Annotated in this window: 14 protein-coding genes and 1 pseudogene; 9 read left to right on the forward strand and 6 right to left on the reverse strand. The window is 62.3% G+C overall.

Annotation, left to right across the window (positions count from 1 at the left end; translation table 11 throughout):
• Positions 1-353 precede the first annotated feature (353 nt).
• The 3 genes and pseudogenes from rplK (at position 354) to G6N82_RS10450 (ending at position 2,478) form a co-directional block, all read left to right on the forward strand.
• On the forward strand, positions 354-785 hold the full coding sequence (gene rplK / locus G6N82_RS10440; RefSeq protein ID WP_165196241.1) for a 50S ribosomal protein L11: 432 nt from the start codon (positions 354-356) through the stop codon (positions 783-785).
• Positions 786-789: 4 nt separating this feature from the next.
• A pseudogene (gene rplA / locus G6N82_RS10445) lies at positions 790-1,483 on the forward strand (50S ribosomal protein L1).
• Between the two features lie 224 nt (positions 1,484-1,707).
• Positions 1,708-2,478 carry a hypothetical protein gene (locus G6N82_RS10450; RefSeq protein WP_165196243.1) on the forward strand — a complete coding sequence of 257 codons (771 nt, stop codon included), beginning with the start codon at positions 1,708-1,710 and terminating at the stop codon, positions 2,476-2,478.
• A gap of 2 nt (positions 2,479-2,480) precedes the next feature.
• On the opposite strand, the gene G6N82_RS10455 is transcribed toward G6N82_RS10450, so the two are convergent.
• Together G6N82_RS10455 and G6N82_RS10460 are read right to left on the reverse strand one after the other, a co-directional pair.
• Complete coding sequence (locus G6N82_RS10455; protein ID WP_165196245.1) at positions 2,481-3,521, reverse strand: copper resistance protein B; 1,041 nt, start codon at positions 3,519-3,521, stop codon at positions 2,481-2,483.
• Positions 3,521-5,233, reverse strand: a complete 1,713-nt coding sequence (locus tag G6N82_RS10460; protein WP_165196247.1) for a copper resistance system multicopper oxidase — start codon at positions 5,231-5,233, stop codon at positions 3,521-3,523. The genes G6N82_RS10455 and G6N82_RS10460 overlap by 1 nt, the downstream gene beginning before the upstream one ends.
• 75 nt (positions 5,234-5,308) lie before the next feature.
• Between G6N82_RS10460 and G6N82_RS10465 the strand changes: the two genes are divergently transcribed.
• Both G6N82_RS10465 and G6N82_RS10470 read left to right on the forward strand, forming a co-directional pair.
• Positions 5,309-5,581, forward strand: coding sequence for a metal-sensitive transcriptional regulator (locus G6N82_RS10465; RefSeq protein ID WP_165196249.1), 273 nt, complete (start codon positions 5,309-5,311; stop codon positions 5,579-5,581).
• Positions 5,582-5,593: 12 nt separating this feature from the next.
• On the forward strand, positions 5,594-6,343 hold the full coding sequence (locus tag G6N82_RS10470) for a glutaredoxin (protein ID WP_165196251.1): 750 nt from the start codon (positions 5,594-5,596) through the stop codon (positions 6,341-6,343).
• Between the two features lie 4 nt (positions 6,344-6,347).
• On the opposite strand, the gene G6N82_RS10475 is transcribed toward G6N82_RS10470, so the two are convergent.
• Positions 6,348-7,112, reverse strand: a complete 765-nt coding sequence (locus tag G6N82_RS10475) for a molybdopterin-binding protein (protein WP_165196253.1) — start codon at positions 7,110-7,112, stop codon at positions 6,348-6,350.
• Between the two features lie 44 nt (positions 7,113-7,156).
• The gene (locus tag G6N82_RS10480; protein ID WP_165196255.1) at positions 7,157-8,665 is read right to left on the reverse strand and encodes an NAD(P)/FAD-dependent oxidoreductase; all 1,509 of its coding nucleotides are present in this window, start codon (positions 8,663-8,665) and stop codon (positions 7,157-7,159) included.
• A gap of 109 nt (positions 8,666-8,774) precedes the next feature.
• Here G6N82_RS10480 and G6N82_RS10485 point away from each other — a divergent pair, with 109 nt between their 5' ends.
• Complete coding sequence (locus G6N82_RS10485; protein WP_165196257.1) at positions 8,775-10,796, forward strand: TonB-dependent receptor; 2,022 nt, start codon at positions 8,775-8,777, stop codon at positions 10,794-10,796.
• A 167-nt stretch (positions 10,797-10,963) separates the two neighbouring features.
• Positions 10,964-13,612 carry a TonB-dependent receptor gene (locus tag G6N82_RS10490; RefSeq protein WP_165196259.1) on the forward strand — a complete coding sequence of 883 codons (2,649 nt, stop codon included), beginning with the start codon at positions 10,964-10,966 and terminating at the stop codon, positions 13,610-13,612.
• Between the two features lie 82 nt (positions 13,613-13,694).
• Here G6N82_RS10490 and G6N82_RS10495 read toward each other — a convergent pair whose 3' ends face one another.
• Both G6N82_RS10495 and G6N82_RS10500 read right to left on the reverse strand, forming a co-directional pair.
• Positions 13,695-14,858: an acyl-CoA dehydrogenase family protein gene (locus G6N82_RS10495; protein ID WP_165196261.1), complete on the reverse strand. Its 1,164-nt coding sequence runs from the start codon at positions 14,856-14,858 to the stop codon at positions 13,695-13,697.
• Between the two features lie 3 nt (positions 14,859-14,861).
• Positions 14,862-15,629, reverse strand: coding sequence for a crotonase/enoyl-CoA hydratase family protein (locus G6N82_RS10500; RefSeq protein ID WP_206520167.1), 768 nt, complete (start codon positions 15,627-15,629; stop codon positions 14,862-14,864).
• Between the two features lie 115 nt (positions 15,630-15,744).
• Here G6N82_RS10500 and G6N82_RS10505 point away from each other — a divergent pair, with 115 nt between their 5' ends.
• Together G6N82_RS10505 and G6N82_RS10510 are read left to right on the forward strand one after the other, a co-directional pair.
• A complete protein-coding gene (locus tag G6N82_RS10505) occupies positions 15,745-17,013 on the forward strand; it encodes an acetyl-CoA C-acetyltransferase (RefSeq protein ID WP_165196263.1) in 1,269 nt (422 codons plus the stop codon).
• Between the two features lie 13 nt (positions 17,014-17,026).
• Complete coding sequence (locus tag G6N82_RS10510; RefSeq protein WP_165196265.1) at positions 17,027-18,553, forward strand: acetyl-CoA acetyltransferase; 1,527 nt, start codon at positions 17,027-17,029, stop codon at positions 18,551-18,553.
• Positions 18,554-18,896: the final 343 nt, after the last annotated feature.

The following is an 18,896-nucleotide window of genomic DNA, read 5'->3' on the forward strand; positions in this document are numbered from 1 at the left end:
CTCCGTGGGCGCAGGATTGGCTGACGCGAAGCCGGTTAGGCGGAGGCCGAATTTAATTAAAATACATTGTTCGTTACAGTATGTTCTGTTTTAAAGAACATATGCCGTGATCTGGTCGGTTTGCGTTTGCCAGTGCGTTTCGCGCATGGCGTTGCAGATCAGCCAAGCATTTGCTCACGACATGCGAGGCCGGACAAATTCCTTGCATTTCGCCGCGAAAACGCTATCCGCGCGCCTTCCCGAAAGGGAACCGTGTGGAAGGCGAGGCAACTCGCTGCCTGACCACTTAACATGAGAACCGTTTTGCAGCGCCACAGGCGCTGCGGTTCGACAGTGTGAAAAGGAGTGGCCCGATGGCCAAGAAAATCGAAGGTTATATCAAGCTGCAGGTGCCTGCCGGCACTGCAAACCCCTCACCGCCGATCGGCCCCGCACTGGGCCAGCGCGGCGTGAACATCATGGAATTCTGCAAGGCGTTCAACGCCGCGACCGACAGCCTTGAAAAGGGCATGCCGATCCCGACGATCATCACCGTCTATGCCGACCGTTCGTTCACTTTCGTCACCAAGACCCCGCCGGCAACCTTCCTGATCAAGAAGGCCGCCAAGCTGAAGTCGGGCTCGAAGGAGCCGGGCAAGGTCTCTGCCGGAACGATCAAGCGTTCGCAGCTCAGCGAAATCGCCGAAATCAAGATGGCTGACCTCAACGCCAACGACATCGAAATGGCAACCCGCATCATCGAAGGCTCCGCGCGTTCGATGGGCCTCGACGTGGTGGAGGGCTAAGATCATGGCGAAGATCACCAAGAAGCAGAAGACGCTGGCCGAACTCGACCGCGAGAAGCTTTACACCGTTGACGAAGCGCTGGGCGTGCTGCGCCAGTTCAAGGGCAAGTTCGACGAGACCGTCGAAGTCGCCATGAACCTGGGTGTTGACCCGCGCCATGCGGACCAGATGGTGCGCGGCATGGTGTCGCTGCCGTCGGGCACCGGCAAGGACGTGCGTGTTGCCGTGTTCGCCAAGGGCGACAATGCGGACAAGGCGCTGGCCGCCGGGGCTGACAAGGTGGGTGCCGAAGACCTCATGGAAGACATGATGGCCGGCAACCTCAACTATGACCGCGTGATCGCCACCCCCGACATGATGGGTGTTGTCGGTCGCCTGGGCAAGGTGCTGGGTCCCAAGGGCCTGATGCCGAACCCGAAGCTGGGCACCGTGACTCCGAACGTGGAGCAGGCCGTGAAGGACGCCAAGGGCGGCCAGGTCGAATTCCCGCGTCGAAAAGCAGGGCATCATCCACAGCGGCATCGGCAAGTTGTCGTTCGCTGACGATGCGCTGAAGGCGAACTTCAAGGCGCTGACCGAAGCCGTGGTGAAGTCGAAGCCGTCGGGCGCCAAGGGCAAGTATGTGCGCAAGGTCACCCTGACCAGCTCGATGGGCCCCGGCCTCAAGGTCGACCTCAGCGAGGTCGAAGGCGCGTAACTGGCCGTTCGCTCCGGCCTCCGCCGGAGCGTCCTCGGTGCTACTCGCTCCGTCCTGCGGACTGCGCGGCACCTGCGGGCGGCCAGTCGGCCTTGCGGACCCTTGCGGGTCCGTTTGACACGAAATCAGAAGGGGCCGGGGGAGCGATCCTCCGGCCCTTTTTGCTTGTTTGCCCCTGATCGCATAAGCCTGCCTGGCGGTCGTACCGCAAACCGGGGGTAAAGATGACCAATCAAAGCGCCGTACGCCGCGATCAAGGCAGCTATTTCTTCTGGATGAGTTGGCTGTTCCTAGCGATTGTTGTCGTTGCCTTCGGCTGGTCGCTGGGGGCCGGATCGTATTTGTCGTTCGAGCCTTTCCCGCCCTACCTTGTCGTGCATGGTGCCGTGCTGCTGGCATGGTTTGCCTGGTTTGCGATGCAGACCACGTTGGTCAGGATGCGGCGGGTTGTTTCTCATCGGCGTATGGGAAAGGCAGGTGTGCTGATCGCACTCGCCGTTTTGGTGACCTCGCCGATGGTAACGCTCAACAATCCGGGGCGTCTGGCCCGGTTCGGCCTCGATTGGGACAGCGATATGGCGATGGTCCCGCACCTTGGAATCGAGGGGCAAACCATGCTCGATTTCTCGCCGCTGGTGGTGTTCGGCAATTTCGCCGCGCTGCTGCAGTTCGCGATCTTTTTCGGTGGCGCGATCTATTGGCGCGCCAGGAGCGACATTCACAAGCGGCTGATGCTGCTGGCGGGGCTGGTGCTGGTGCCGCCGGCGCTGGCCCGTATTTCCCGCTGGCCGATCTTTGGCGGCGAAGACAGTGGGTTCGTGCCGCTGACCTTGCTTGCGCTGCTGCTATCGCTGCTAGTCCATGATCTCGTGGCACTGCGGCGGGTGCATGTCGCCAGTTGGGTTGGGGTGATCGCTATGATTGCAATCAATGCAGCAGCGTTCGCGCTGGCCGGCAGCGAGGCCGGGCGGGCATTCGTCCAGTCGCTTGTCTGAATTCAGAACCAGGCGCGCAGGCCAACCAGGAATTTGAAGCCGCTGGGATCTTCACCTTCGGCGCGGGCGATGTCGGCGGTTTCGCCCAGTTTCGCCTCATATTCGACGCCGACATAGGGCGCGAATTCGGGCACGAATTCATAGCGCAGGCGCAGCCCCGGCTCGATCTTGGTCAGCCCTGCGCCGATCCCGCGCTCGGGGATGTCCTGCGCCGCCAGCTCCAGCTCGACCCGCGGTTGCAGGATCAGTTGCTGCGTGATCTTCTGGTCATATTCGCCTTCGAGCCGCGCGGTCAGGTCGCCCCGGTCGCTCAGGAAAGCAGCCATGTCTACGTGCCACATATAAGGTGCAAGACCCTGCACACCCAGCACAAGATGGCTGCGTGTTTCGGGCTCGACATCGAGCCGGAGGCCAGCCTGGAGGTCGAAGAAGGGGCCAATGGCATGGCCCCATAGCGCCTGAACCTCGGCATCTTCGATGGCTCCGCCAAGCTCGCCCTCACCTTCGGACTTGAGCACGAACTTGTCGATGTCGGTGCCGTAGAAGGCCTGTGCGTCCCACAGCCAGCCGTCCTCGCCACCTTCTGCAGGAAAGCGCGCTTCGAGCCGCTCGAGCATGACCATGCCGGTCGCCATGCTGCCGTGCATGCGGTGGTTTTCCGCGCGGGCCGCGGCCATTGCGTCCGCGCCCCAGATCGCATCGGCGGCGTGCAGCGGACCTTCGAGCGCCCTTGGCGGGACGGCACTTTCAGGCGCAGCGCCGGGGGCGGATTTGTCCACCGACGGCATGGCATGCTGCGAGTGGTCCATCTGGCTGTGATCCATCGCCCCATGCTGCGAATGGTCGATTGCACCATGTTGCGCATGTTCGTGCTTCGGCGGGCATTGTTCAGGCGGCAGATGGCCCATGGCGCAATGGTCCATCGGCTCCCGGCCAGGCTGCGCCTTTTGCTGCGTATGCGCTGAATGGTCATGCGCCGAATGATCCTGCGCGGCGGCGGGCGCAGCGATCAGCGCCGCGCTGGCGAATAGCAACGCACGCATCAGTGATGCCCCTGATGCGGGAAGGGCCGTACCGTAACCACCTGCATCATCCCAGCGTGCATGTGATAGAGCAAATGGCAGTGGAAGGCCCAGTCGCCCGGCTCGTTCGCGGTAAGGTCGAAGGTCGCGGTTCCGCCCGGCTGGACGACCACGGTGTGCTTCAACGGCTGGTGCATGTGGTCGGCGCCATTGACCAGCTCGAAGAAGTGGCCGTGCAAATGGATCGGGTGGGCCATCATGGTCTGGTTGACCAGCTTGACCCGCACCCGCTCGTCAAATCCGAAGCGGATCGGATCGTCGGTGACGGCAGAGAAGGCCTTGCCGTCGAACGACCACATATAGCGCTCCATGTTGCCGGTGAGGTGGATCTCCAGCTCGCGCTCTATCTCGCGGTGCGGGTTGGCATGCGCGGCCTTGAGATCGGTGTAGCGCAGCACGCGGTGCGGCACCTTGTCGAGGCCGAGGCCGGGGAAATCCATCCGGTCGATCGGCATGGGTGCAACCATGTCGATGCCGGGGCCGACCTTGACGTCATCGGGCAGAAGCGAGGTGTCGCGCATGCTGTGGTCCATCGAATGACCACCGCCATGTGATCCTCCATGTGCCGAATGGTCCATGTTCCCCATGCCCATGTCGACCATGGTCAGCGTCGGCACTTCGCGCAGTGGCGGCGGGGTGGCGATATGGCCCTTGTGGCTGGTCAGGCTGGCGACGCCCATGCCGCTGCGGTCCATCGCTTCGGCCACCAGCGCATGGCTGCCATCCGGCGGGGTGACGATCACGTCATAGGTTTCGGCGGTGCCGATCTGGAATTCGTCGACCTTGACCGGGGCGACATCGATCCCGTCGGCTGCGATCACTGTCATTTCCACGCCTGGGATGCGGACATTGAAGAAGCTCATCGCGCTGCCGTTGATCACGCGCAGCCGCACCCGCTCGCCCGGCTTGAATTCGAGCTGGAGGTTATCGGCCGGGCCATGCCCATTGATGAGGTAGGTGTAGGTGACGCCGGTAACATCGGAAATGTCGCGCGGGTTCATTCGCATCTGGCCCCACATCCGGCGCTCGGCCCCGCTCATCTCCCCATCGGTGGCGGTCTGCATCGAGCGGTTGAAGTAATGCTCGCCCACCTTCAGCTTGCGCATGATTTCGTGCGGGTGGATCGGGGTGAACTCGCTTAGCAGTACGACATAGTCGCGGTCATAGCGCGGGTCCGGTTCGGCGGGTTCGATCACGATCGGGCCATAATGCCCGGCCTGCTCCTGCAAGCCCGAATGGCTGTGCCACCAATAGGTGCCGTTCTGGCGGATCGGAAATTCATAGGTGAAGGTTTCGCCCGGCTTGATCCCGGGAAAGCTCACGCCCGGAACGCCATCGAACTGGAATGGCAGCAGCAGCCCGTGCCAGTGGATCGAGGAATCTTCGTCCAGATTGTTGGTGACGTGCAGGCGGACGTTCTGGCCTTCGCGCAGCCGGATCAGTGGCCCGGGGACTGTGCCATTGACGGCATAGGCATGGCCCATGCGGCCCCCGGTCATGAAGTGGTGATCGGCGATGGTGAGGTGGATGTCCTCACCCGAAACCTCGCCAAAGCCGTTCTTCGCATGCGGCAAAGATGCGCCCTTGGCCCAGGCAGGCAGGGGCAGGGAAGCGGCACTGGCAAGGCCAACGGTGCTGGTAATCAGGCGGCGGCGGGAGAATGAGACAGGCATGAAAAATCGCAACTTGTGAATCAGGGGCGGGTTCCCTATATATACCCCCCTAGGGTATTTTAAAGAGGAAACTTCATGGCCCAGGATCGGCAAGCCAAGATCAATCGCCTGAACCGGATTGCCGGGCAGGTGCGCGGCGTGGCGCAAATGATCGAGCAGGATCGTTACTGCATCGATATCCTGCATCAGATCCAGGCGATCCGCTCGGCGCTCGCCAAGGTCGAAAGCCAGGTACTGAAGGATCACGCCGCCTGCTGTGTGGCGGAAGCGATCGCCAGCGGCGACCCGACCGAGCAGCGCGAAAAGTTCGAAGAGCTCGTCGACCTGGTCGAACGCACCCGCCGATAGGAATCCGCAAAAATGAAACAGCCCCGCACCGCTACCCTCTATCGCATGGTCATGCCCGATCACCTGTGTCCGTCCGGCCTCAAGGCCAAGTGGCTGCTCGAACGCGAAGGGTTCCAGGTTGACGATCACCCCCTGACCACGCGCGCCGAAACCGATGCCTTCAAGGAGCAGCACGGCGTCGCCACCACGCCGCAGGCCTGGATCAATGGCCAGCGGATCGGCGGCTACACCGATTTGCGCGCCCACTTCGGCAAGCATGTGCTGCAAAAGGGCGAGACCACCTATCGCCCCGTCATCGCGCTGTTTTCCATGATGGCCTTGATGGCGCTGGCTGCGGCATGGGTCGCGACCGGGCAGGCCGTCTCAATCATGGCAGCCGAATGGTTCGTCAGCTTCTCCATGTGCGGCCTGGCCTATCTCAAGCTGCGCGATGTCGAGAGCTTCTCGACCATGTTCCTCAATTATGACCTGCTGGCACGGCGCTGGGTGCCCTATGCCTATGTCTATCCCTTTGCCGAAGGGCTGGCCGGCGTGCTGATGACCGCGCATCTGCTTGACTGGCTGTCGATCCCGGTCGCTTTGTTCATCGGTTCGATCGGCGCGTTGAGCGTGTTCAAGGCGGTCTATATCGACAAGCGCGAGCTCAAATGCGCCTGCGTCGGCGGCGATTCCAACGTGCCGCTGGGCTTCGTCTCGCTGACCGAGAACCTGTTCATGATCGGCATGGCCCTGTGGATGCTGGCCAAGCCGGCCGGGATGTAGCGGATCAGATCCCGCCCGGCGTGAAGTCGAAACCGTTCTCGCCCAGCGCTTCGCACAGCGTGTCGACTGCGCTGCTCAGGTCTTCCCCGCTGGTCGAGCGGACCACGAAATTCGCGCCTACCCGCCCTTCGCGGAAGAAGGGATAGCTGCCGATCTGGACGTTCTCATGCGCCTTTTCGACTTCGCGCAGGATCTCCGCCACTTCGCTTTCGGGCGTCCAGCAGCCAACCGTCTCGGTCAGCAGCGGCGCCCCGCCTTCCAGCGTGCCGGTAAGTGCATCGAGCATCCCCGCGGTGATGTGCGGCACGCCCGCCATCAGGTGGATATTGCCAAACTTGATGCCCGGCGCGCCCGACATGCGGTTGGGGATCAGCTCTCCGCCTTCAGGCACGCGCGCCATGCGCAGGCGGGCCTCGGTCAGGCCGCCCGGCTTGTCCGCGTAATAGCGTTCCAGGATCGCGCGCGCTTCTGGGTGGACCACCACGGGCACGCCCAATGCTGCGGCCACGGCATCCACGGTAATGTCATCATGGGTCGGGCCGATCCCGCCAGTGGTAAAGAGATAGTCATAGGAGGTACGCAGCGCGTTCACCGCCTCGACGATGCGGCTTTCGACATCGGGCACGACCCGCACTTCGGACAGGCGGATGCCTTGCACCTGCAGCCAGCTGGCGACCTGGGCGATGTTCTTGTCATGCGTGCGGCCTGACAGGATCTCGTCGCCGATCACGACGAGCCCTGCGGTCCAGATTTTTTCCGATGCGCTCATGCGATGCGCGTTAGGCGAGTGCGGCGCAGGTGGGAAGGGGGCTGTTACTCGGCGGCTTCCAATTGCTCCTCGGGTGCCTGCGCATTGGCGCTGGCCTTCGAGAAAACCAGCCACCCGTCTTCGATCTCGCCCTTGCGCATGATCTTGCGGTCATAGACATATTCCTGGTTAAGCCGCCAGGGATAGGTAGTCGCGCTCTTGGGCATGATGTGCTTGCCGCGCTGGATATAGCCGGAAGAGAAATCGAACAGATCGTCTTCCACCAGCTTCGCCTCTTGTTCGGGCGTGAGGACCGGCGTCGCGAGGTCAGCGCCTTTCTGCTCCATCACGTTCAGAACGCGGCACACGAATTCGGAATTGATGTCTGCGCGCAAGGTCCAGCTGGCATTGAGATAGCCGAACACCACCGCGAAATTGGGCAGGTTCGAGAACATCGCGCCCTTGTAGTAATAGCGCTGGCTGAATTCGACCGGCTGGCCCGCCTGGCTGATGGCGATCTTGCCGGCCACCGCCAGTTTCAGTCCGGTAGCAGTGACGATGATGTCGGCCTCCAGCAATTCGCCGGACTTCAGCCGCACGCCGCCTTTTTCGAACTTGTCGATATGGCCGGTGACGACCGAGGCCTTGCCGGCCTTCATCGCTTCGAACAGATCATTGTCCGGCACCAGGCACAGGCGCTGTTCCCACGGGTTATAGGGCGGGGTGAAGGCTGCCTTGTCATAGTCCGGCCCCAGCGCCTCTTCGATCCGCTTGTGCAGAACCTTTTTCGCCTTCTCCGGCCTGTTGCGCGCCGTCTTGAAGGTCAGGTCCTGCATCTTGATGTTCTTGAACCGGGTGATCGCATAGGCGAGTTTTTCCGGCAGGATCTTGCGCAGGAAATTGGCGATGGCATCGCGTGCCGGGCGCGAGGCCATCCAGGTTGGCGTACGCTGAAGCATGGTCACATGCGCCGCGTGCTCTGCCATGGATGGCACGATGGTGACCGCGGTTGCGCCCGATCCGACAACCACTACGCGTTTGCCGGTGTAATCGTAATTCTCCGGCCAGAACTGCGGGTGGATCACGTCGCCTTCGAACTCGCTGAAATCGAACCCGGCGTCATAGGGATCGTCGTAATCGTAATAACCAGAGCCAAGGTACAGGAAGCGCGCGGTCACCCGCTTGCGCTCGCCATCTTCCAGTTCAAGCGTGACGTGCCAGCGCGCTTCCGCGGGCTGGAAGTCAGCCGACACCACCTTGTGACCAAAGCGGATGTGCGGTCGGATGCCCCGCTCATCGGCGATGCGGTTGAGGTATTCCAGGATCGCCGGGCCATCGGCGATCGACTTCTCGTGCTTCCACGGCTCGAACACGAAGCCCAGCGTGTGCATATCGCTGTCGGAGCGGATGCCGGGATAACGGAACAGATCCCAGGTGCCGCCGATCTGTTCGCGACGCTCGACAATGGCATAGCTGCGATTGGGGCACATCATTTCCAGATGTGCGGCCATGCCGATGCCGGATATTCCGGCGCCCACGATCAGCACATCGAAATCGACGGGGAATGATGCCATCCAACCTCTCCTTACTTACATCAGTGTAAGCATAGTGAAGAGAAAATGCTAGATCGCATGGCATTTTGCAACTGACTGCATTGGCAGGATCGGCTAACTCGCGCCCGCCATGCGTCCTTTCCTCAGCCTTTCTCTAGCGATTCCAGCCCTCTTGTGTGCGCCGCAAGCGTTCGCGCAAAATGCGAGCGACGATGGCGAGCACGGCCAGATCGTGGTGATCGGCGAAGGACTGGAGCAAGCGCCGTCGGCTGCCGCCTATGCCGTCAGCGAAATTGAGCGCGAGCGAATCGTCTCGTCACCTTCGGGGCGGATCGAGGACGTGCTTGCCGGCGTCGCGGGCTTCCAGCAATTCCGCCGCTCGGACAGCCGCTCGTCCAATCCCAGCGCGCAAGGGGTGACGCTGCGCGCATTGGGCGGCAATGCCACCAGCCGGGCGCTGGTGCTGCTTGACGGTGTGCCCATGGCGGACCCGTTCTTTGGCTATATCCCCCTGAGTGCGATCGCGCCGGAGCGGTTGGCCAATATCCGCGTCATCCGCGGCGGCGGCTCCGGCCCCTTTGGCGCGGGCGCGCTGGCGGGCACGATCGAACTGGAAAGCGCCGATGCAGCCACGCTGGGGCCGCTCAGCGCCAGCCTGCTTGGCAATGATCGGGGAGAGAGCGAAGCGAGCGCCACTATCTCGCGCCAAATGGGCGCGGGGTTCGGCGTGCTGAGCGCACGCTGGGACCGGGGGCAGGGCTTTTTCACGACGCCGCGCGACGAGCGCGTTCCGGCGACAGCGCGCGCGGCTTTCGATGCCTGGTCCGTTGGCCTGCGCGCGGTCGCACCGCTGTCAGACCTTGTGGAACTGCAGGTCCGCGGTCTCGCCTTCCGCGACGAACGGACGCTGCGCTTCGAAGGTGCGGACTCGACCAGCGAAGGGCAGGATGCCAGCTTGCGCATCGTCAGCCGTGGCGATTGGCAGGTCGATGCGCTGGCTTACGTTCAAGCCCGCAATTTCTCGAATGTGGTGATCAGCTCGACCCGGTTTGTGCCTGTCCTTGACCAGCGCAACACGCCCTCGACCGGTCTGGGCGGGAAGATCGAATTGCGCCCGCCGGTCGGCGGGGGCCATACGCTGCGGCTGGGCGCCGACTATCGCCATGCCGAAGGCGAGCTGCAGGAAGAGGCCTATAGCGCCTTCACCACCCGCCTGACTGAGCGGCGCCGGGCCGGCGGCACAAACGCCAACTTCGGCATTTTCGTGGAAGACGACTGGCGCAGCGGCGCGCTGACGCTGACTGGCGGCGTGCGGGCGGATCGCACGCGGATCGCGGACGGATTCTACCGTGCACTCAATCCGGCAGGCGCTGTGGTGAGCGAGATCGTGGCGGCAGATCGCAGCGACTGGACGCTGTCATGGCGCGCCGGGGGTGCCTATGAGCCAAGTGCAAGCATGCGGTTGCGGGCGGCGGCCTACACCGGCCTGCGGCTGCCGACATTGAACGAGCTCTACCGGCCCTTTGTCGTCTTCCCGGTGGTGACTGAGGCTAACTCGGATCTTCGCAACGAGCGGCTGGAAGGCTTCGAGCTGGGGGCCGACTTCGAGCCGAGCGAGAACCTGCGCCTGTCTGTCACCGCCTTCGACAACCGGGTAAAAAATGCGATCGCGAATGTTACAATAGCCCCTAACCTGCGCCAACGCCAGAACCTCCCGGCGATCAAGGCGCAGGGTTTAGAAGCTTCGCTGGCGGCGCGCTTCGGGCAATTCCGCCTAGACGGATCGGTTGCTTACACCGATGCCGAAATTGATGGCGCCAGGGCATCTGCCGAACTTGACGGAAATCGCCCGCCGCAGACCCCGCGCTGGGCGGGTTCGGCAACGCTGGGCTGGGCTCCGGCGAAAGGCTGGGATCTGGCTTTCACACTGCGGCACACCGGCGCCCAGTACGAGGACGACCTCGAAACCGACCGGCTGGCTCCAGCCACGACGATCGATCTTTTCGCGCGCATCCCGCTGCGCAAACGCCTGTCTCTGGTGTTCCGTGGCGAGAACCTGACCGGCGAGACGGTCATTACCCGCAATGCCGGTGGCTCACTCGACCTGGGAACGCCGCGCACGCTTTGGGCAGGATTACGTTACGGCATCTAGGGTTTGTGCAATGCGGCGCTGAAACCGGGCAGAGTCCCTATGTGATATTTATGCACCTGTGAGGCTCGGCTATTGCAGATTTGTGACGCGGACCCCTTGTTATTTTCGCAGTCAGATTGGTAATATTGGCGCACAAAAATAAGGTTTTTTGGGAGAGGAACCTATCTATGCGCGGTAAGCTTACCCCTTTCGCCGCTGGCCTTCTGGCCAGCAGTTTCATGGTCGCACCTGCATTTGCTCAGGACGCCGATGAAGCGGACGAGATCAACGACAACGTCATCATCGTTACTGCCACCAAACGTGCCCAGGACGTGCAGGAAATTCCGCTGGCGGTGACCGCCGTCAGCCCGGCCCAGCTTGAAGCCCAGGGCGTGGTCAACGTCCAGGACATCGGTTCGGTCGCGTCAAGCTTCTCGTCCTCGCAGGCGCAGAACTCGAATGGCACCGTGGTGCTGCGTATTCGCGGCATCGGCACGACATCGAACAACATCGGCTTCGAAAGCGCGGTCGGCATCTTCGTTGACGGCGCGTACCAGTCGCGCCCAGGCGTCGCCTTGTCCGAATTCGTCGATGTCGAACGCGTCGAAGTGCTGCGCGGCCCGCAGGGCACCCTGTTCGGCCGGAACACCTCGGCAGGCGCGCTCAACATCACCAACAAGCGGCCCGAACTGGGCGTGTTCGGTGGTTTCGCCAATGCGACCTATGGCAATTACGACCATATGAGCGTGCAGGCCGGGATCAATGTCCCGCTGGCAGGTGACACTGTGGCAGCGCGCGTGTCGGGCGCCTATCGCAAGCGTGACGGTTTCGTCACCGTGCTCGACAAGAACGGGAATTTCCTGGAAGATTCCAACAATGTCGACCAGTTCCTGGTCCGCGGCCAGATCGGCTGGGAAACCGATAGCGGTTTCCGTGGCCGGATCGTTGGCGACTATTCGAAAGCAGACGGTTCCTGCTGTGCAGCGGTAGAAGTCTACCGCTCACCGATCGAGGGGACGCCGCTGTTCTCGCTCGTCGGGCTGGGAGCGCGCGGCGGCATGGCGCATGAAGTGCCTGCAACGACCCCGTTCGACAACCGCGCAGCGCAGGCTGCGGTGGATCGCCGTACCGCTACCGCGAGCCGGCTCCACCCTTCGAGCTCGAAGCAGTGGGGCGTGGTGGCCGAAATGGAATATCCGCTCGGTGACAATGCCGACGTGATCTACATCGGTTCCTATCGCCAGTACGACAACCAGGAGTCTTATGACTCGGCGTTTTCGGGCCTTGACCTGTTCAACGTGCTGCCAGGCGGCGGCACCGAAATTGACACCATGACACACGAGTTGCGCGTCCAGGGCGAGGCCATGGACGGGCGATTGAACTGGATGATCGGCGGCTACTATTCCGACGAAGACATCACCCAGGAAGTGAACTTCGGCCTGGGTGCGGACTATCCTGCGTTTGCAGCCGCACTGTTTGCGGCTGGCACAGCATCGGCAACAAGGCCCGCCGGCCTCTTCTATGCCGCCGCCGCAAACGGCCTGACCGGCCTCAATCCGGCCGATCCGCTGCGCTATCTGAGCGGTGGCGCCAATGCTGCGGTATCGACCTCGACCGTGCTTTACGAGCAGAAGAGCAAGAGCTGGTCGGTCTTCACCAACAACACGTTCGAAATCACCGACGGGCTCGAGTTCACCGTTGGCTTGCGTTACTCGGATGAATCCAAGGATGGCCGGTTTGACCAGCTGGCCTCGAACAATCCGGCTTGCCTTGGCTTCCTTTCGCCAACTTCATCGACCAATCCGAATCCGGCCGGTTTGACCAGGCTGGGTGCGGTGGCGGCCGCTGCCGGTGTGCCGACCGCGGCAATCCCCGCGACTGTGAGCGCGCTGGCGGGCACCTCGTTTGTGCTGAGCTGTTTCCCGTTCGTCGCACCGGCGATCGGCACCAACGCAATCCCGTTTCCTCTGCCGCGCGAATTCGATGATACGTTCAGCGACAAGGAGCTGATCTACACCGGAAAAATCGGTTATGACTTCGGCGATGTGAATGCGTACGCCAGCTTCACCCACGGTTTCAAATCGGGTGGTTTCAACCTCGATATTACCGCGGCTGCGGGTGGCGCAGATCCGCGCTTCGCTTCGGAAGAAGTCGATGCCTATGAAGTGGGCGTCAAGGGCCGATTCCTCGACGATGCGGTCACGGCCAACCTTGCCCTGTTCTATCAGGAATTCGCTAACTTCCAGGTGCTCGAATTCACCGGATCGCAGTTCACGACGTTCAACGTGCCCAAGGCGATTTCGAAGGGCTTCGAACTCGAATCCCAGATCCGGCCCGATCGCCGCGTGACGGTTGACCTGGGGCTGACCTATGCCGATGCATACTATCCGGATGATTGTGCGCCGGATACCGCTTTGCTCACGGTCCGTAACCTGTGCGGGGCCCAGCACACCAATGCGCCAAAGCTCGTCACCATCATGGGGGCAACCTTCCGTGATGACATCGGCAGCGATTTGAGCTTCTTCCTCAATGGTCAGGTCCGCGCAGAGAGCGATCGTCGCACCTCGACCCAGCCGAGGGTAGTGCCCACCACCGCTGCGGCCTTGGGCACCACCGCGCTGCTGCCGTTCGATGTCCAGGACGGCAACGTCAAGATCAACCTGCGAGCCGGGATTGGCGATGCCGATGATGCGTGGGGCATCGAAGCCTGGGTGACCAATCTCACCAATGAGGTCACCCGCGGCATCACCTTCTCGACCACGCTGCGTTCGGGTTCGCGTTCTGCCTTCACGCAGGAACCGCGGATGTACGGCGTTACGCTGCGCGGCAAGTTCTAAGCCGAAGCGGATAAGTCCAAAGAAAGGGGCGGCTCGCTACATCAGCGGGCCGCCCTTCTTCTTTGGTACAGGGTGGTCCGGCTCACATACCCCGCGCGATCACCATCTTCATCACTTCGTTCGAGCCGCCGAAGATGCGGGTGATGCGGCTGTCGCGGTACATCCGCGCAATCGGATAATCGTTGATGAAGCCGGCGCCGCCGTGGAATTGCAGGCACTTGTCGACAACCTCGCCCTGCAGCTCGGTGACCCAGTACTTGGCCATGCAGGCGGTCGCAACGTCGAGCTCGCCCTTCAGGTGGCGCGCGATGCAGTCGTTGACGAAGATCCGCGCTGCCGTGCTGCGCGCCTTGAGGTCAGCCATCACGAACTGCGTGTTCTGGAAGTCCCAGATCGTCTGGCCAAAGGCCTTGCGGCTCTTGACGTATTCCATCGTGGTCTCGAGTGCTTTCTCGATCCCGTTGATCGCGCCCACCGCGATGATCAGCCGCTCTTGCGGCAGCTCACCCATCAGCTGGTAGAAGCCCTTGCCTTCTACCCCGCCGAGCACGTTTTCGGCCGGTACGAACACATCGTCGAAAAACAGCTCGCTGGTGTCCGCCGCGTCCAGCCCGATCTTGTCGAGCTTCTTGCCGCGCTGGAACCCTTCGGCGCCCTCGGTCTCCAGCAGCATCAGCGAGATGCCCTTGGCGCGCTCGTTGGGATCGGTCTTGGCGACGACGATGATGAAATCCGCGATCTGGCCGCTGGAGATATAGGTCTTGGCACCGCTGATACGGTAGCCATTGCCGTCCTTGACTGCAGTGGTCGTGATCGACTGCAGGTCGGAGCCTACGCCCGGCTCGGTCATGGCGATCGCGCTGACCAGGTCGCCCGACACCAGCCGGGGCAGGTATTTCTTCTTCTGCTCCTCGGTGCCGTGGCGGACGAGATAGGGCAGGATCACGGTGTTGTGGAGCGAAGCGGCAAAGCCTTCGACGCCGTGCTTCGCCTGCTGGTCGATCACCACCAGATCGTGCCGGAAGTCGCCGCCGTGGCCGCCGTATTCCTCAGGCACCGAGACGCCGAGCAGGCCCGCCGCGCCAGCCTCGCGCCAGAATTCGCGCTCGACCTGGCCGTCTTCGCGCCATTTCTGGACGCGCTTTTCCGGGGCATGCTGCTGGTAAAACTTGCCCACGGCGTCGGCGAAGATCGAGATCTCCTCGTCCTGCATGAACTCGGGCGGGGGGACGTTGAGCACGGACATCGCTTACTTCCCCTTCCAGTTAGGCTTGCGCTTCTCGGCAAAGGCGAGCGAACCCTCGCGCGCGTCTTCGGAAACGAACACCGGGCCGATCAGCTGGGCCTGTTTCTTGTAGCGATCTTCCATCGCCCAGCCGCGCGATTCCTTCATGACCTGCTTCGACACGCGCACCGCCAGCGGGCCATTGGCGGCGATCCGCGCGGCCAGCGCCTTGGCCCCGTCAAGCGCCGACCCTTCAGTCACTTCGTTGATCAGGCCGATCTGGTAAGCGCGCTCGGCGCCGATAAAGTCGCCGGTCAGCGCCAGCTCCATCGCCACCCGCTCAGGGATCTGGTCAGGCAGCATCATCACGCCGCCGGCCGCCGCGACGAGGCCGCGCTTGGCCTCGGGGATGCCGAACTTTGCGTCCTTGTGCGCCACCACCAGGTCGCAGGTAATCATCAGCTCGAGCCCGCCTGCCAGCGCATAGCCCTCGACCGCAGCGATCAGCGGCTTTTTGGGCGGGGCCTGCACCACGCCGCCGAAGCCGCGGCCTTCCACCGTCGGACTTTCGCCACGCAGGAAGCCCTTGAGGTCCATGCCCGAACAGAAAGTGCCGCCCGCGCCGGTCAATATGCCCACCCGCAGTTCGTCATCGCTGTCGAGCCGGTCCATCGCCTCGGCGATGCCCTCTGCCGCCGCCTTGGTCATGGCGTTCTTGGCTTCGGGGCGGTTTATGGTGACGATCAGGACGCCATCCTCGACTTGCGTGAGGACTTCTTCGGTGTCGGACACAGTGCTCTCCCTAGCTAAAATGCATGTTTCAGATTGAAACTGAATTCTTGTGCGATTGGTGCAGCGGGTTTACGGATACGTCAACCGCAATTTCGCTAATCGAGAGGAACTGGCCATGGGCGAAGCCTATATCATCGACGCAGTCCGCACCCCGCGCGGGATCGGCAAGCAGGGCAAGGGCGCGCTGGCCGCCGAGCATCCGCAGCATCTGGCGGCAACGGTGCTGAAGGCGATCAAGGAGCGCAACCATCTCGACACCAGCACCGTCGACGACGTGATCTGGTCGGTCAGCACGCAAGACGGAATGCAGGCGGGCGATATGGGCCGGATGGCTGCGCTCGACGCGGGCTATGACATCGTCTCGTCGGGCACCACGCTTGACCGGTTCTGCGGCGGCGGGATCACCTCGGTCAACCTCGCGGCAGCCCAGGTGATGAGCGGGATGGAAGACTGCATCGTCGCCGGCGGGACCGAGATGATGAGCCTCACCGCCGCGATGAGCCAGGAGAAAATGCGCGCCGGGATCAAGCCGCCGATGATGGGCAGCTACAACCAGCGCCTGCAGAAGGTTCACCCGCAAAGCCACCAGGGCATCTGCGGCGATGCGATCGCCAGCAGGGAAGGCTTCACCCGCGAGGAGCTGGACGAGGTCGGCTATCGCAGCCAGCAACGCGCCGCTGAAGCGATTGCCGCCGGGCGCTTTGCCAAGTCGGTCGTGCCGGTGGTGGACGATGAAGGCAATGTTATCCTCGACCATGACGAATACCCGCGCCCGCAAACGACGCTGGAAGGGCTGGCACAGCTGGAGCCGGCCTTCACCAAGATCGCCGACGTGCCGCTCGACGAAAAGGGCACGACCTTCCGCAAGCTGATCAACCAGAAATACCCCGACCTGGAGATCAAGCATTTCCACCATGCGGGCAACAGCTCGGGCGTGGTCGATGGCGCGGCCGCGGTGCTGGTGACCAGCGCCGATTATGCCCGCAAGCACGGGCTGAAGCCGCGCGCGCGGATCGTCGCCACCGCCAACATGGGCGATGACCCCACGCTGATGCTCAACGCGCCGGTTCCGGCGGCAAAGAAAGTGCTGGCTAAGGCCGGCATGACCACGGACGATATCGACCTGTTCGAAATCAACGAAGCCTTCGCGGTGGTGGCGGCCAAGTTCGTGCGCGACCTCGGGCTCAGCTGGGAGAAGGTCAATGTCAACGGCGGCTCGATCGCGCTGGGCCATCCGATCGGCGCGACCGGATCGATCCTGATCGGCACCATTATCGACGAGCTAGAGCGGCGCGGCGGACGCTATGGCCTGGTGACGATGTGCGCGGCGGGCGGCATGGCTCCGGCGATCATCGTCGAGCGCGTGGACGATTTCGTCGACTGAGGAGCGCCCACGCATGATTGCTGACAACACGCCCGTCATTATCGGGGTAGGGCAGTATTCGGAGCGCCCTCAAGACGAAGGCTACGAAGCGCTATCGCCGATGGATCTCGCCGGCCGAGCGCTGCAGGCGGCAATCGACGATTGCCATGCCGAAAGGCCGGTCGCGCCCGAGATCGATCTGATCGCGGCGATCCGGCAATTCGAGGTTTCCTATGCCGGGGCTCCGGTTCCCTTTGGAAAATCCGACAACCAACCGCGTTCGATTGCCAAGCGTGTGGGGGCCAATCCCGAGCGCGCGGTGCTCGAAGTAACCGGCGGGCAGGCTCCTCAAAAGATGGTCGGCGAAGTCGCAGAGCATATCGCGCAATGCGAATTCGAGATCGGGGCAATTGTCGGGGCCGAGGCGACTTCCACGGTTCTTGCGCTGATGGCGAATGGCGAAAAGCCCGATTGGTCCGAAGAGGTCGGCGGTGAACTTGATGACCGTGGCTTCGGTTCGGAGAGAATTCTCGAAATGGAGTGGTTTGGGCACATGACCCATGGGGTCATCGGAGCCTATGCCTGCTGCGACAATGCACGACGACACAAGCTCGGCCTTTCGTTGGATGAATATCGACAAAAAGTCGGCGAATTGTTTGCGCCTTTCACCAAGGTTGCGGCCAGCAACCCCCACGCCGCATCGCGCGAAATCCGTACGGCCGAAGAGCTCGCAACGATTACCGATCGCAATCGCGTCGTGACAGAGCCCTATGCTCGCATGACCATCGCCAAGGATCAGGTCAATCAGGCGGCGGCGATCATCATTGCTTCAGCGCGAAAGGCGCGTGAGATCGGCGTACCCGAAGATCGCTGGGTTCATATTCATGCGTCGACATCGGCAAACGAGCTCAAGGTGCTGCGGCGGCCAGATCTGGGGCGCAGTCCGGCCTCGATCGCCTCGGTAAAGCGGGCACTGGAGCTATCGGGTCAGACCCTGAACAATATCCGCTACCTTGACCTCTACAGCTGTTTTGCCAGCCCGGTGTTCAACATCACCGATCATTTCGATTTGGCGATTGATGACCCCCGCGGCTTTACGTTGACCGGTGGGCTGCCGTTCTTTGGCGGGGCAGGCAATAATTATTCCTCCCACGCGATTGCCGAAGCGGTGGCGAGATGCCGCGCAGATCGCGGCGCCTATGCGCTGGTCGGCGCGAACGGGGGCGTGCTCAGCAAGTATGCCACGGGAATCTATTCTACCGAGCCAGCCGACTGGAACAACTCGGTCCGCTATGAACGGATGTCGGTGCCACAGCGGCCCGAACCGTTAGAGAGTCGACCGAACGGTCCGGTCACAGTCGAAACCTACACCTTGGCCGTGGACCGCGACAAGGTGACGAGTTCGGTTGTCGTGCGGACCCAGAGCGGTGCAAGGGCACTGATCCGGCCAGACATGACTGACGAACCGACCCGCGCATTGTTCGAAAGTGGTGAGCCGTTCGGGGCTACTCTGATCGTCACGCAGGATGATCGCGGCCGCAATATCGGGCGGGCGGCCTAGGGCCGGGACCTGGATTTTCCTACGCGCGCCTGCTGCGCTAGAACGCGAGCGGCTCTTTTCCATCGTCTGCTCCGCGTCCTTTGCGCCAATGGGTTACACATTGCGTCCAAGCGCGTCACACAAACGGCACCACAAGGTCACACTTCGGCTGGCTAAGGTCACACTTTGCGCCCCAAAGTCACGCTTTGAGCCGTTTAGAGTCACAGGACGGGATTTTTGCCCTTGGACCGTGTTCCATGTGTTCCATCGGACGCAAGATTGCGGCTTTGACTCGGGGGCCGGAATTCTATATATAGTTACAAACGAAACTAGTTTGTCGTGTGCGCAGGTCCCCGGCTCAAAC

The sequence above is a fragment of the Altererythrobacter sp. BO-6 genome (genome assembly GCF_011047315.1).
In the GTDB taxonomy this organism is placed as follows: domain Bacteria; phylum Pseudomonadota; class Alphaproteobacteria; order Sphingomonadales; family Sphingomonadaceae; genus Erythrobacter.

Coding starts and splice junctions, on each gene's coding strand:
- rplK (WP_165196241.1), top strand. CDS start 354: ATGGCCAAGAAAATCGAAGGTTATATCAAGCTGCAGGTGCCTGCCGGC.
- G6N82_RS10450 (WP_165196243.1), top strand. CDS start 1,708: ATGACCAATCAAAGCGCCGTACGCCGCGATCAAGGCAGCTATTTCTTC.
- G6N82_RS10455 (WP_165196245.1), bottom strand. CDS start 3,521: ATGCGTGCGTTGCTATTCGCCAGCGCGGCGCTGATCGCTGCGCCCGCC.
- G6N82_RS10460 (WP_165196247.1), bottom strand. CDS start 5,233: ATGCCTGTCTCATTCTCCCGCCGCCGCCTGATTACCAGCACCGTTGGC.
- G6N82_RS10465 (WP_165196249.1), top strand. CDS start 5,309: ATGGCCCAGGATCGGCAAGCCAAGATCAATCGCCTGAACCGGATTGCC.
- G6N82_RS10470 (WP_165196251.1), top strand. CDS start 5,594: ATGAAACAGCCCCGCACCGCTACCCTCTATCGCATGGTCATGCCCGAT.
- G6N82_RS10475 (WP_165196253.1), bottom strand. CDS start 7,112: ATGAGCGCATCGGAAAAAATCTGGACCGCAGGGCTCGTCGTGATCGGC.
- G6N82_RS10480 (WP_165196255.1), bottom strand. CDS start 8,665: ATGGCATCATTCCCCGTCGATTTCGATGTGCTGATCGTGGGCGCCGGA.
- G6N82_RS10485 (WP_165196257.1), top strand. CDS start 8,775: ATGCGTCCTTTCCTCAGCCTTTCTCTAGCGATTCCAGCCCTCTTGTGT.
- G6N82_RS10490 (WP_165196259.1), top strand. CDS start 10,964: ATGCGCGGTAAGCTTACCCCTTTCGCCGCTGGCCTTCTGGCCAGCAGT.
- G6N82_RS10495 (WP_165196261.1), bottom strand. CDS start 14,858: ATGTCCGTGCTCAACGTCCCCCCGCCCGAGTTCATGCAGGACGAGGAG.
- G6N82_RS10505 (WP_165196263.1), top strand. CDS start 15,745: ATGGGCGAAGCCTATATCATCGACGCAGTCCGCACCCCGCGCGGGATC.
- G6N82_RS10510 (WP_165196265.1), top strand. CDS start 17,027: ATGATTGCTGACAACACGCCCGTCATTATCGGGGTAGGGCAGTATTCG.